The sequence below is a fragment of the Pedobacter cryoconitis genome (assembly GCF_014200595.1).
GTDB classification, from domain to species: domain Bacteria; phylum Bacteroidota; class Bacteroidia; order Sphingobacteriales; family Sphingobacteriaceae; genus Pedobacter; species Pedobacter cryoconitis_C.
The window spans coordinates 627560-642191 of sequence record NZ_JACHCG010000001.1; the positions used below are offsets into that span (position 1 = coordinate 627560).

At 40.3% G+C, this 14632-nt stretch carries 10 protein-coding genes; all 10 read left to right on the forward strand.

Going from position 1 to position 14632, the window contains the following annotated elements; genetic code table 11:
• Positions 1-8: 8 nt before the first annotated feature.
• The 10 genes from HDE70_RS02875 to HDE70_RS02920 all read left to right on the forward strand — a co-directional run bounded on the left by HDE70_RS02875 (position 9) and on the right by HDE70_RS02920 (position 14610).
• On the forward strand, positions 9-593 hold the full coding sequence (locus HDE70_RS02875) for a TIGR00730 family Rossman fold protein (protein WP_183865161.1): 585 nt from the start codon (positions 9-11) through the stop codon (positions 591-593).
• A gap of 103 nt (positions 594-696) precedes the next feature.
• Positions 697-2325 carry an acyl-CoA carboxylase subunit beta gene (locus HDE70_RS02880; RefSeq protein WP_183887922.1) on the forward strand — a complete coding sequence of 543 codons (1629 nt, stop codon included), beginning with the start codon at positions 697-699 and terminating at the stop codon, positions 2323-2325.
• A gap of 19 nt (positions 2326-2344) precedes the next feature.
• Positions 2345-2971 carry a toxin-antitoxin system YwqK family antitoxin gene (locus HDE70_RS02885; protein ID WP_183865165.1) on the forward strand — a complete coding sequence of 209 codons (627 nt, stop codon included), beginning with the start codon at positions 2345-2347 and terminating at the stop codon, positions 2969-2971.
• A gap of 112 nt (positions 2972-3083) precedes the next feature.
• Positions 3084-4052, forward strand: coding sequence for a thioredoxin-disulfide reductase (gene trxB, locus HDE70_RS02890; RefSeq protein WP_183865167.1), 969 nt, complete (start codon positions 3084-3086; stop codon positions 4050-4052).
• 499 nt (positions 4053-4551) lie between these two features.
• Entirely contained in the window at positions 4552-7242 is a 2691-nt protein-coding gene (locus tag HDE70_RS02895) for a glycoside hydrolase family 2 protein (protein WP_183887924.1), read from the forward strand.
• Positions 7243-7265: 23 nt separating this feature from the next.
• Positions 7266-9185 (forward strand): glucosamine-6-phosphate deaminase, encoded by a 1920-nt coding sequence (gene nagB, locus HDE70_RS02900; RefSeq protein ID WP_183865171.1) that lies wholly within the window; start codon positions 7266-7268, stop codon positions 9183-9185.
• A 27-nt stretch (positions 9186-9212) separates the two neighbouring features.
• Positions 9213-10475: a sugar MFS transporter gene (locus tag HDE70_RS02905; RefSeq protein WP_183865173.1), complete on the forward strand. Its 1263-nt coding sequence runs from the start codon at positions 9213-9215 to the stop codon at positions 10473-10475.
• A 49-nt stretch (positions 10476-10524) separates the two neighbouring features.
• Complete coding sequence (locus HDE70_RS02910; protein ID WP_183887926.1) at positions 10525-11943, forward strand: glycoside hydrolase family 125 protein; 1419 nt, start codon at positions 10525-10527, stop codon at positions 11941-11943.
• Between the two features lie 36 nt (positions 11944-11979).
• The gene (locus HDE70_RS02915) at positions 11980-13866 is read left to right on the forward strand and encodes a beta-N-acetylhexosaminidase (RefSeq protein WP_183865177.1); all 1887 of its coding nucleotides are present in this window, start codon (positions 11980-11982) and stop codon (positions 13864-13866) included.
• A 120-nt stretch (positions 13867-13986) separates the two neighbouring features.
• Positions 13987-14610, forward strand: a complete 624-nt coding sequence (locus HDE70_RS02920; RefSeq protein WP_183865179.1) for a hypothetical protein — start codon at positions 13987-13989, stop codon at positions 14608-14610.
• Positions 14611-14632 lie beyond the last annotated feature (22 nt).

Genomic DNA, 14632 nt, shown 5'->3' on the forward strand with positions numbered 1-14632 from the left:
TTTTTTAAATGAAATCGATTTGTGTTTATTGTGGTGCTAATTTTAACGGCGACCCTGTTTTAAGAGCGGCTGTAGAAAATTTGGCGCAGGCATTTGTAGATCATGATATCCGCCTGATTTATGGTGGAGGCAGTGTGGGTGTAATGGGGATTATTTCGGAAGAAGTCTTGAACCGTAAAGGATTGGTAACAGGCGTAATTCCTCAGTTTTTACTGGATAAAGAGGTTGGAAACTTAGAGGTTACTGAACTGATTGTTACTGAGAACATGCATCAGCGGAAGCAGAAAATGGCCGATCTTTCGGATGGTTTTATTATTCTGCCTGGTGGCTTTGGGACTTTGGAAGAGTTTTTTGAAGTGTTGACCTGGTTGCAGTTAGGATTACATAATAAGGCTATTGGTGTATTGAATGTTGGCGGTTTTTATGACCATTTATTTGCACAGCTGGATGTGATGGTTGCCCATAAATTGCTGAAGCCAAATAACCGGAAACTGGTTATTGATGCCACAGAGCCAGTGGAGTTAATAGAAAAAATGATGGCCTTTAAAGCAGCACCTGATTCGGTGTGGTTTGAGGACAGAAACCTGAGCTGATCACCCAATATATAATGTGTCTTATTGACATTAAGAGTGATTTTATCTTGTAAAATTTGTATTTCTCTTTCTATAATTTGGTAGAATGGCTTATCTTGCCCGAATGAACATCGAATTCAACAAAAACGAAGATATTAATAAGCAGCTGGTCTATGAACTTAAAACAAAGCTGAAGAAAATATTTGCTGGAGGGGGAGAAAAGAGTGCGGCGAAGCAAAAAGAAAAGGGTAAAATGCTGGCCAGGGAAAGAGTAGCTTACCTGATCGATAAAGAAACAGAATTTTTGGAGATAGGGGCCTTTGCTGCGGACGGTATGTATGCTGAACAAGGGGGCTGTCCATCTGCCGGAGTAATTTGTGGAATTGGTTACGTCTCTGGGCGTCAGTGTATGATTGTAGCGAATGATGCTACTGTGAAAGCAGGGGCATGGTTTCCAATGACTGCCAAGAAAAACCTTCGTGCGCAGGAAATTGCAATGGAAAACAGGCTTCCGGTAATCTACCTTGTAGATAGTGCCGGAGTTTATCTGCCGATGCAGGACGAAATATTTCCTGATAAGGAACACTTTGGAAGAATGTTCAGGAATAATGCAATGATGTCTGCGGACGGAATTGTTCAGATTTCTGCAATTATGGGTTCTTGTGTTGCTGGTGGGGCTTACTTACCGATCATGAGTGATGAAGCCATGATTGTGGAAGGAACTGGTTCTGTTTTTCTTGCAGGTTCTTATCTCGTTAAGTCTGCCATTGGTGAAGATGTTGACAATGAAACATTGGGTGGGGCAACCACGCATTGCGAAATATCTGGTGTTACAGATTACAAACAACCCAATGACCAGGCTGCACTGGATAGTATCCGTAATATTATGAGTATGCTTGGGGAACCTCAATCGGCTGGTTTTAGCCGGGTGAAGCCTCAGGAACCAAAATTAAATCCTGAAGATATTTTCGGAATTCTACCTGAAAACAGGGAGAAGCAATATGATATGCACGAAATCATTTACCGCCTGGTAGATAACTCGGAATTTGAGGAATATAAAAAAGAATACGGTCAGAGTATTATCTGTGGTTTAGCCAGGGTAGATGGCTGGGCTGTCGGTATTGTCGCAAATCAGCGTAAAGTAGTCAAGTCTAAAAAAGGTGAAATGCAGTTTGGTGGTGTAATCTATTCTGACAGTGCTGATAAATCCGCACGTTTCATTATGAATTGTAACCAGAAGAAAATCCCTTTGGTTTTTTTACAGGATGTGACTGGTTTTATGGTAGGCAGCAGATCGGAACAGGGCGGAATTATTAAGGATGGTGCAAAAATGGTAAATGCAGTAGCGAATTCAGTGGTGCCTAAATTCACGATTGTAATTGGTAATTCTTATGGCGCTGGTAATTATGCGATGTGTGGTAAGGCTTACGATCCACGATTGATTTATGCCTGGCCAAGTGCTAAGATTGCTGTAATGGGTGGTTCGCAGGCTGCAAAGACTTTGTTACAAATTCAGGCTGCTTCACTTAAAGCAAAGGGGGAAACGATTACTCCGGAAAAGGAAGCTGAACTGCTGAAAGAGATTACTGACCGCTATGATAGCCAGACGACTCCTTTTTATGCGGCTTCCAGGTTGTGGGTAGATGGAATTATTAATCCGCTGGAGACACGTAAGGTGATTTCTATGGGAATTGAAGCAGCCAATCAGTCCCCAATAAAAAGACAATTCAATGTTGGAATTATCCAGACCTAGTCCCTAACTTTGTGTTATAATGAAACGGATACTTGTTTGTTTTTTTCTGCTGTTCGCGGGATTTAGTACTTATGCTCAGATCAAAACGGTTTTACTTGATGGTAAAGATCAGCTAACGCTGGATTCGGCCCAGGCAGTAACTTATGGTGTACTGGGTAAAATTAGCGGAGACACGGTTTATACTTTTAAAAAGTATGATTTTAGCGGTGTATTATTGGCTTCTGGTTCTTTCAGGGATGATGATATGGAAGTACCTGTGGGTAAATTCGTTTATTACAGCTGGATCACGCCCGAAAATAACAATAGAAATGATGGCTTTGAGATCAACGGAAAGGAAAGATATATTGAACTGATCGGTTCTTATCAGAATGGAAGACGTGATGGCCGCTGGATTACTTTTTATCCTGACGGTTCAATGAAGCAGATCATTACTTTTTCGCAGGGGATTATTCACGGGTCTTATAAGGCTTTTGATAGCAGAGGTGAGGAGCAGGTATCTGGTTTATACACCAATGGAAAAAAAGAAGGCACCTGGACACTTAATGGTGGTAAACAGGAAAATGAGTATGTCAATGATCAGCTGGTTTCTACTTTAAAAGGTAAAAAACTCCGCGAAAAGCAGGCAGAACGTACAAAGACAAATTAGCCGCTTTTAAATCTTTTGCGCATCCCGCTTTAAAGCTTAATTTTGTACATTAAAAGAATATAAGATCACCTGTAAGTTTTACAGGTGTATAGCTATAATAGAAAATATATATATGAATACTTCTCAAGAAATAGAACACGTTCAGTGTCTGATCATAGGTTCGGGGCCGGCAGGTTATACTGCTGCAATTTATGCTGCCAGAGCAGATTTGAAACCAGTGTTGTATACCGGAATGGAAGCTGGGGGACAATTGACGCAGACTACTGATGTAGATAATTTCCCGGGTTATCCTAATGGAATCATGGGCCCTGAAATGATGGAAGATTTCCGCAAGCAAGCAGAACGTTTTGGTGCTGATATCCGCTTTGGTTATGTAAGTTCAGTAGATTTTTCAACTACACCGCATAAAGTTGTGGTAGATGAAATTAAAACTATTACGGCCGATACGGTGATCATCTCTACCGGTGCTACTGCAAAATGGTTAGGCTTACCTAGTGAGCAGCATTACAATGGTTTTGGAGTTTCGGCTTGTGCAGTATGTGATGGTTTCTTTTTCAAAAATCAGGATGTGGCTATTGTTGGTGCAGGAGATACTGCGGCAGAAGAAGCAACTTACCTGGCTAAATTGTGTAAGAAAGTATATATGTTAGTACGTCGTGATGAGTTCAGAGCTTCTAAAGCAATGGTTCACCGGGTATTAAATACGCCTAATATTGAAGTTATCTATAATTCTGAAGCTAAAGAGGTTTTAGGAAACGGTAAAAATGTAACTGGTCTGAAGATCTTAAATAACAAAACTGGTGAAGAAAAAGATCTGGAAGTAGAAGGATTCTTTGTGGCTATCGGTCATAAACCAAATACTGACATCTTTAAAGGCTGGTTGGATATGGATGATACTGGTTATCTGAAAACTATTCCTGGTACTACAAAAACAAATATTGAAGGTGTTTTTGCAGCTGGTGATGTACAGGACCATTATTACCGCCAGGCAGTAACGGCTGCGGGTTCAGGCTGTATGGCAGCATTGGATGCGGAGCGTTATCTTGCAGCTAAAGAGCATGAAGTGAAAGCTGTTTCTTAAATAACTTATTCTCAGCATACAGAGCCCCGTTAGTTTTTACTGGCGGGGCTTTTTGCGTTAAAAATTAAATTTGTGTTAAGAAATGGGGTTGATTAATTGTTATAATCATATTACATGACTTAATATCTGGTGTAAAAAACACGGTCTTAGTGTTTTATCTTTCGAACATCCAAATAAATGGATTGTTGTGTTTTGTATTCTCCGTATTTTATTATAATTTCATCAATTTAATAAGCTAAAGCGATTTAACATTGTATTTGCTATTAGATTTTCAAATAATTTTAGGGTATTACGGTACTTAAGTTACTGTTAATATAAATCATTATAAAATGTAATTCTTTTAAAGACCAGCTTATTCATTTTTTGAATGATCTTCTGCCTGGTTACGTTCTTTCTGCTGTTGTAACTCCTTGTTTGATAGCAATTATTCATCCTTATGAAATAAATTGAACATATTTATACCATTATATTAAAAACCAAATAAATACACAAATTCGTAATGTCTAAAACCACCAAATTCCGATTGCTCAAAATGCTGTTTTCTTTACTGATCGTGCTTGCAGCATTCAATCAGTCTTCAGCTCAAGATCAATATGAACTCAATTCGGGCTGGCTATGTATGCCCTCTACTAAAGTTAAAGCAAAAGGCACAGAAATCTCTAACGCTAGTTTCTCTTTGTCAGGTTGGAAAAAAGCGGTAGTTCCCGGAACTGTACTGACCACCATGCTGGAAAATAAAGAAGTACCAGATCCTTTTTTTGGAATGAATAATAAACTGATCCCGGATATTTATGATACTGGAAGGGATTATTATACTTACTGGTTCACTAAAGATTTTAAAGAAGCAATTCCCGGAGCTGATGGCCAGGTGTGGTTGAAATTCAGAGGGATTAATTACAGTTGTGATATCTTTCTGAATGGTAAAAAAGTAAATGATAAACCTTTCAAAGGAATGTACCTGAGGAAAACATTTAACATTACTTCATTGCTTTCAAAAAGCGGAACGAACAGGTTAGCTGTCATTGTTTATCCTCCTGATGAAGTAGGTAACCCGAACGGCGGACAAGGTGGTGATGGAACTATTGCAAAAGGAGTGGCCCACCAATATACTGCCGGCTGGGACTGGATCCGTCCGATCAGAGATAGAAATACAGGGATCTGGGATAAAGTATATATTGAAAGAACAGGTGGTGTAAGCCTGGATAATCCGCATGTGGTTACCCTGGTACCTGGAAAACGTGAAGCTTCAGGACAGCAGCAGCCTGCAATTATTAAAGTTTCTGCTGAACTGAAAAATACAACTGGTAAACCTGTCACAGGAAACCTGGTTTATACGATGGGCGGACAGAAGGTCAGCAAATCGGTTACGCTGAAACCTAACAGTACGAATGAAATCAATCTTCCTGATTTAAGTTTCACAAATCCTAAGTTATGGTGGCCTGCTGGTTACGGTAAGCAAGATTTGTATGCTTTAAAAATCAGCTTTTTAGAAAAAGGTGTCAAACTTTGTGATAGTCAGACGGTAAATGTAGGGATCAGAGAGATTCAGACGGAATGGAATGTGACTACTAAGAGTAAAGAAGTTCTGGTCAACGGACAAAAGATATTTATTAAAGGAGGTAACTGGATCATTTCTGATGCAATGCTTCGCTTTACCGATGCCAGATATGATACGGAAATCAGATATCACCGTGATATGAACCTGAACCTGATCAGGATCTGGGGTGGTGCTTTGATTGAACGTCCTGAGTTTTACCAGGCTTGTGATAAATACGGAATGCTGGTTTTACAGGATTTCTGGATGTCGGGTGATTGTAACGGCAGGTGGGAAGATCCAATGAAACTGGAAGATCAATGGACGCGCAGAAAGTATCCTGATGACCATCATTTGTTCCTTGAATCAGCTACTGATATGATTAAAATGGTACGTAACCATGCTTCTTTAGCGATTTGGTGCGGAGGAAATGAAATTACCCCACCGGATGACATTCTGATTCCATTGCGTGATTCAATTTTACCAAAACTGGATGGTACACGCTGGTTTATTGACTATTCGAATTCAGACAGCATGTCACTGAATACAATTGGCGGAAATGGTGACGGTCCTTATACGATCCAGGATGTAAGTACTTTCTGGAAAGACCGCACTTTCCCATTCAATTCTGAAGTAGGCTCTGTTGGGGTTGGTGATCTGGAGTCTTTGGAAAGATTTATTCCTAAGGCTAATTTGATCGCTCCTGTATATGTAACTCCGGAAAAACGGGAAGCAAAAGGCCCATCTGAAAAGGTGGATTCTGTATGGGATTACCACAATTATTTAGGTGTAGGTTATGAGCAGCATATTTTGCCATATGGTAAGCCTGCTGACATCGCTGATTTTGCAAAGAAAGCACAGTTAGTCAACTATGATCAGTACAGAGGATTAATGGAAGGCTTCAGCTCACATATGTGGGAGTGGTATACTGGTGTAATTATCTGGAAAACACAGAATCCATGGACTTCGATGCGTGGACAGATGTATGATTATTACCTGGACCCGAATGCTTGTTTATTTGGTTTACGTTCTGGGAGTGAACCTTTACACGCGATGTATAATCCTGTAGATGGGATGCTGATGGTGGTTAACAATGGCTTTAAAGGAAAACAAAACATTATGCTGGATGCCAGGGTATTTGATATGGATGGAAAAGAGACCTCTTTAACCAAGGTGTTCTGTTTCCTTGATCCGGCAAGTACTAAAAAAGTAATGTCAGTTAAAAAGATTGTAGATGAACTTTCAGCCAAAAAAGGTTCCTTCCTTTCTTTACAGTTGTTAGATGAAAATAAAAACTTATTAAGTAATAACTTATACTGGTTAGCTGATAGTAAAGGTGGGTATTCAGGACTAAACTCGCTGAAAGGTTCTGCACTTAAAATGACTGCAAAACAGTTGAAAAGCGGACAGATAGAAGTTTCATTAAGCAACCCGGCCAATGGCCCTGTCAGCTTCTTTAATAGGGTTTCCCTGGTGAATGCGCAAACTAAAAAGAGAGTTTTACCAGTGTTTTATGATGATAATTATTTCTCTATCCTTCCGGGGGCAGCTAAAAAGATCATTATCGATTATCAGCCTGAAAAAGGAGCTGCACTGCCAGTGATTACTTTAACCAACTATGTTGGGCAGGAGCAAACCGTCCAGATTAATCCTTAGAACCAAACCTCACAAATATAAACATGTCAAGATTAAATTTATTAGAAGAGACGAGATACGAAAAATTGCCGGTCAGTGTTTACGCCGATGAACAAACTGCAAGTATTGAAGTCGCAAAAAGAATTTCATCTCTTATCCTTTCAAAACAGGAAAAAGGAGAACAGGCTGTTTTAGGCCTTGCTACCGGAGCCACTCCTGTGAAAGTATATAAAGAGCTGATCCGTTTGCACAAAGAAGAAGGTCTTAGCTTCAGCAATGTAGTTACCTTTAATCTGGATGAATATTATCCAATGAAACCTGGATCGAATCAAAGTTATGTTCGTTTCATGAATGAGAACCTTTTTGATCATATTGATATTAAAAGGGAAAATATCAATATCCCGGATGGTGAATTGAAAAGAGAAGACATCGAAGATTTCTGTTTGAAGTATGAGCAGAAAATCAGTGGTTTCGGTGGGATTGATTTACAAGTACTTGGGATAGGAAGAACGGGGCACATTGGTTTCAATGAGCCAGGATCTGCACCTAATTCGGGAACAAGATTAGTTACACTGGATGAGCTGACCAGAAGAGATGCTTCCCGTGATTTTGGGGGAGTAGCGAATGTACCAACCAAAGCGATTACCATGGGTATCGGTACTATTTTCAAGGCTAAGGAAATTATCCTGATGGCCTGGAATGAAAAGAAAGCATCGATCGTGAAAAAAGCGGTAGAAGGTGAAATGTCTGCTGATGTACCGGCTACTTATTTACAATTATCTCCTCATGTAGAATTTATTCTGGATCAGGATGCAGCCTCTTCACTAACACGTTTTGATACACCATGGTTAGTTAAGGATTGTCCATGGACTGACGAGCAGGTTACTAAAGCGGTTATCTGGCTGGCAAAAACATTGAACAAGCCTATCCTGAAGTTAACTGAAGACAATTACAACAACAATGGGATGGCGCAGCTGGCTATTTTACGCGGCCCGGTTTACCAGATCAATATTCATATTTTTAATAAATTACAACATACAATTACTGGCTGGCCGGGTGGTAAACCGAATGCAGATGATAGTCAGCGTCCGGAACGTGCAGAGCCTGCATTGAAACGTGTGATTGTTTTCTCTCCGCATCCGGATGATGATGTGATTTCTATGGGGGGTACTTTTATCCGCCTGGCAGATCAGGGACATCAGGTACATGTTGCTTATCAGACCTCGGGTAATACGGCGGTCTGGGATGATGATGTATTGCGTTTCATGGAATTTAATATAGATTTTGCAGAGTCAAGGGGTGAAGACGCCAAAGCTTTAAAAGATACTTATGATAGCATGCGTAGTTTTATCAGCACAAAACTACCTAACCAGACTGATCCGGAAGAAATCCGTACAGTAAAAAAACTGATCCGTAAAGGTGAAGCTATCGCAGGGGCAAGATTTGCGGGTGTAACCGATGAACGTATCCATTTTATGGATCTTCCTTTTTATGACAGAAGTAAGTTCCAGAAAGATGTAAGTTTTGAAGATGATATCCTGCAAACGATGGAATTGTTACAGGAAGTAAAACCACACCAGGTTTTTGCGGCGGGTGATTTCGCCGATCCGCATGGTACACATAAAGTATGTTTCAATATTTTAGTGGAAGCAATGACCCGTTTGAGAAAGACGGAGAGCTGGACAAAAGATTGTTGGTTATGGTTATACAGAGGTGCATGGCATGAGTTTGAAACTCATGAAATTGAAATGGCTGTACCGCTTTCACCACAAGAAGTGGAAAGAAAGAAACTGGCGATTTTCAAACATCAGTCGCAAAAGGATCTCCCTGTTTTTCCGGGTGAGGATTCAAGAGAATTCTGGGTAAGGGCAGAAGCACGTACGCAGGAAACTGCAAGGGCTTATGATCAACTTGGACTAGCTGAATATGAAGCTATGGAAGCATTTGTGAAGTGGAAGTTTTAATTGCCTAAACCTAAACCCTAATATTCAATGACAACAACAGCTAAAAAAGGAATGCCGCCCATTATTATAATCGGTGCTTTATTCTTTATTTTCGGATTTGTAACCTGGTTAAATTCAGTGTTGATCCCTTATTTGAAACTCGCTTGTGAGCTCAATAATTTTGAGTCTTACCTGGTCGCGTTCGCATTTTATATCAGTTACCTCGTCATGGCTATCCCATCTGCCAGTGTGCTTAAAGTTACGGGCTATAAAAAGGGAATGGCTTTGGGACTTGTCGTAATGGGGATTGGCGCACTGGTTTTTATTCCGGCAGCACTGACACGTACTTATGGTTTGTTTTTACTGGGGTTATTTATCCAGGGGACGGGGCTTGCTTTATTACAAACGGCTTCTAATCCTTATATCACAATCCTGGGGCCTGCTGAAAGTGCAGCCAAAAGGATCAGTATCATGGGGATTTGTAATAAAGTGGCTGGTGCGATTGCACCGATCGTTTTGGGCGCAATTGCTTTAAAGGATGCGGATGGTTTTCATGATCGTCTGCTGACCATGAACCCGGCAGAGAAAATAGCTGAGCTGAATGCATTGGCATCCAGAGTAATCCTGCCTTATGTGATCATTATTATTGTCCTGATTATATTAGCTGTCCTGATCTATTTTTCAACTTTACCGGAAATAGATACAGATCAGGAAGACGAAGCTGTTTCACAGGCTACTGCCGGAAAAACAAGCATTCTTCAGTTTCCTCACTTGTTGTTAGGGGTACTTACTGTATTTCTTTATGTAGGGGTAGAAGTAATGGCTGGTGATACCATTATCAGTTATGCGCATTATCAGGGTATTCCGCTTTCTACGGCTAAGTTTTTTACCACTTTTACTTTAATGGGGATGATCCTCGGTTATCTGATCGGTATCATTTGTATCCCAAAGTTTATCAGTCAGGAAAATGCGATGAAATGGTTTGCAGTATTAGGTATTGTATTAACCGTAATTGCAATTTTTACGACAGGTTATACTTCAGTTTTATTTATCGCTTTGCTGGGTCTGGCGAATTCACTGGTCTGGCCGGCAATCTGGCCGCTGGCACTTTCAGGACTGGGCAGGTTTACTAAAATAGCCTCTTCTTTATTAATTATGGGTATTGCAGGGGGAGCAATCATTCCGCTTTGTTATGGTGCGCTTGTGGATGCGCTAAATGCACAGCAGGCCTACTGGATCATGGTTCCTTGTTATGCATTTATCTTTTATTATGCAGCGGCAGGATATAAAGTAAAGAGTAAAACATATTAAATTATAATAAGCGCCTGCCTGGGGGCAGGCGTAATAACACCAAATATAGATGAACAGAAAAGATTTCATTACCAGTACAGGCTTGCTGACTGCTGGTTTGTTTTTGAGTAAAGATTTAAGAGCGTTTGAATTAGCTTATCCAAATGTAAGAGTGCCGTTGAACAAGAGAAAATTCAGCAGTCCGGCAGTAGAAAAAGCAATCCTTAAATTCCAGCAGAAAGTTTCGGATAAAGAATTAGGCTGGTTATTTAATAACTGTTTGCCGAACACGCTGGATACGACAGTTTCATTTGCGATGAAAGATGGCAAACCTGATACTTATGTGATTACCGGAGATATTGATGCGATGTGGCTCAGAGACAGTTCTGCGCAGGTCTGGCCTTATCTTGCTTTTATGAAAGAGGATAAAAAACTACAGCAGTTAGTTGCAGGGATTATCCACCGCCAGGCACATTATGTAATTAAAGATCCTTATGCGAATGCATTTTACAGGGATGGAGAGCAGAAAAGTGAATGGGCAGGTGACCATACCGATATGCAGCCCGGTGTTCATGAGCGTAAATGGGAAATAGACTCGCTTTGTTACCCGATGCGCCTGGCTTACAACTACTGGAAAATGACTGGTGATGCAACCCCGTTTGATGAGGAGTGGAAAACATCTATCCATACGATCCTGAAAACCTTTAAAGAGCAGCAACGTAAAACAGGTTTAGGCCCTTATCATTTTCAGCGTGATACCGCTAAACCAACAGACAGTTTACCGATGGCCGGTTATGGCTTCCCGGTAAAACCAGTTGGATTGATCTGTTCTATGTTCAGACCGAGTGATGATGCTACGATCTTCCCTTTCCTGATTCCGTCTAACTTTTTCGCAGTCGTGAGTTTGAAACAAGTAGCAGAAATGTTCAGGGCAATTTTCAAAGAGGAAGCTTTTGCTGCTGAACTGAGTGCCTTGGCAACAGAGGTAGAGACTGCGATTCAGAAATATGCAGTGGTTGAACACCCTGTTTATGGAAAAATCTATGCTTTTGAAGTGGATGGATTCGGAAATGTAAACCTGATGGATGATTCCAATGTGCCAAGTTTGCTTTCTCTTCCTTACCTGAATGCAGTACCTGTAACTGATCCTGTTTATCAGAATACCAGGAAATTTGCGCTATCAGAACATAATCCATATTTTTATAAAGGGAAGGATATAGAGGGAATTGGCGGACCGCACGTGGAGCAGCAGGACATGATCTGGCCGCTGAGTATCATTTGCAGAGGACTGACCAGTACAGATGACGAAGAGATTAAACAATGTATTGCTGCCTTGAAGAAAACGCATGCTGGTACTGGTTTTATGCATGAGTCCTTTAAAAAGGATCATCCGGAAATCTTTACAAGACCATGGTTTGCCTGGACCAATACCATCTTCGGCGAGTTTTTATGGGAAGTGTTTTTAGCACGCCCGCATTTATTGAGCTAACCAACAATGAACCAAATATAAACTTTAATCAAAATCATGAAGAAAATCATTTCAGGGCTTATTCTGGCCTGTGTCACGCTGAGTGTAAGCGCACAGACGGATGAAAACTTAGGTATTATACCTGCACCGGTATCGGTAGAAAAAAAGGCTGGTGTTTTTAAACTGGACAAAACTGTAGTGCTGGTTTCCAATGAAACCTCCAATGCGGCAACAGCTGATATCCTGAATGCTTATATCGCCAGTCAGGGTGGCTTTGCATTGAGACCATCTAAAGCAGCGGCTACCAATGAGCGTGCCATTGTATTAAGTTCTGCCGGAGCTGAAAAATTGCCTGCTGAAGGTTATGAGCTTCAGGTTACTGCCCGGAATATTACTGTTACCGGAAAAGGTGCTGGTCTTTTTTATGGTGTGCAGTCACTGATGCAAATGATGCCTGAGAAAAAAGGTCAGGAAATTGATGTACCTGCCAGTATCATCAAAGATTATCCAAGATTTCAGTACAGGGGGATGCACCTGGATGTAGGAAGACATACTTTCCCGGTTTCTTTCATCAAGAAGTATATTGACTTGATGGCAGCTTATAAACTGAATAATTTCCACTGGCATTTAACAGAAGATCAGGGCTGGAGAATAGAGATTAAAAAATATCCTAAGCTGACTACTATCGGATCAGAAAGAAATGGTTCGGTTGTAGGCCATCATCCTGGGGTGACATCTGATAACACACCTTATAAAGGTTTCTACACACAGAATGAAGTGAAAGAAGTAGTTGCTTATGCAACCAGAAAGTTTGTGACTGTAATTCCTGAAATTGAATTGCCAGGACATAGTTCTGCTGCAATTGCCGCTTATCCTCAGTTAAGCTGTTTCCCGGACAGAGATACTTTTATTGATCCTAAAACACCGTGGGCTGGTTCAAGAAAAGGCAAACAGGTACAGCAGCAATGGGGCGTTTTTGACGATGTGTTTGCACCAACTGAATATACTTTTAAATTTTTAGAAGATGTTTTGGATGAAGTCATGGTCTTATTTCCTTCGAAATACATCCATATTGGTGGTGATGAAAGTCCAAAAGAATACTGGAAACAATCACCTTTCTGCCAGCAGCTAATTAAAGAAAAAGGATTGAAAGATGAGCATGAACTGCAAAGTTATTTCATTCAGCGCATAGAGAAATATATCAATTCTAAGGGAAGATCTATCATTGGATGGGATGAGATTTTAGAAGGTGGATTGGCGCCAAATGCGACAGTAATGTCATGGCGTGGAGTTGAAGGTGGTATTGCTGCTGCAAAACTTAACCACGATGTGATTATGACGCCAGGAAACCAAGGTTTATACTTTGATCATGCACAGTCTAAATCAAGTGGTGAGCCTGTTAATATCGGCGGAAATTCACCTTACTCCGTAGCTTATGCTTATGATCCTGTTCCTGAAGTTCTATCAGCAGATCAAAAGAAATATATCAAAGGTGTACAGGCTAATTTATGGACAGAATACATTGAAAGCCCGGAGAAAGCAGAGTACATGATTCTGCCAAGAATGTTCGCTTTAGCTGAAATTGCATGGACTCCGTTAGACAAAAAGAACTTTAAGAACTTTTCGGAAGAAAGGATCCCATTGCATTTAGCGCGCCTGGATAAAACCAATACGAATTACTGGGTTCCGGTTCCGGTTGGACAGTCTGATAAACAGATTGATGGAGAAGATATCACTGTGGATTTGAAAGTGCCTGTTCAGGGAGCTAAAATCTATTATACTTTAGACGGTACAACTCCTTCTGATGTTTCTAATCAATACCGTTCTGCTTTAAAAGTCAATGTGCCTAAGGGCACTAAAATTTTATTGAAGACTATTGTGATCACGCCAAAAGGAAAACGTAGTGTAATTTCTGAAACTCCTTTAAATAATGGAGCGAAGTAATTTCTTTTTTTATTCTTTGTAACAGGAGCCTGTTTGAAATTCATCATTTGAATTTTAAACAGGCTTTATATTTGGTTAAAACGCTTTTTTAGTATAAATTGCTAAAATAAAATGAACCAGATGAAACGAAAACTATATATTTTACAGCAGTCTGCACTCTGTGTGGGATTGTTGTTTTTGTTTGCTTGTAAGCAGAATCAGCCGGTTAAAATTTCCCCGGCAGCCGATGTGAAGGCTGTGGCGAAAAACACAGCAGGGACTTTTCCTTTTCATAAGGATATCGTGATCAAACCAGGACTTCACTTTGAAATATTAAGCTGGGGCAGAGGAGTAGACAGCCTTGGCGGGTACCTGATCCTGATGTCTGATTCAACAAAAAATAATTATAAATCTTTCTCTGTAGAACGCGATGGTATAATTACCGATGCCTGGAATATGGATATGGACAATGATGGTAACCCTGAGTTATATATAGAGTTGCTGAGTAAAAAGAACGTCAGAGATCTTAACGTTTATGAATATAATGGCAGCTTTAATAAAATCAGCTTCCCGCCTTTAAGTGCTAAAATGAAGAAGATTTATGGAGGGAATGATAAATTTATCCAGAAAAACGGAGAGTTGTTCAGATCGTTTCCTATCGTTAATTCTACGGATAGTACACAAAAGAACGGCGCAGTGAAAATGCTGCATTACAGCTTAAGAGGAAATAGTTTCTCTGTAGATGAAGTTAAAGAACAAGAGTAATCCTCTTGTTCTTTAAGCTAAT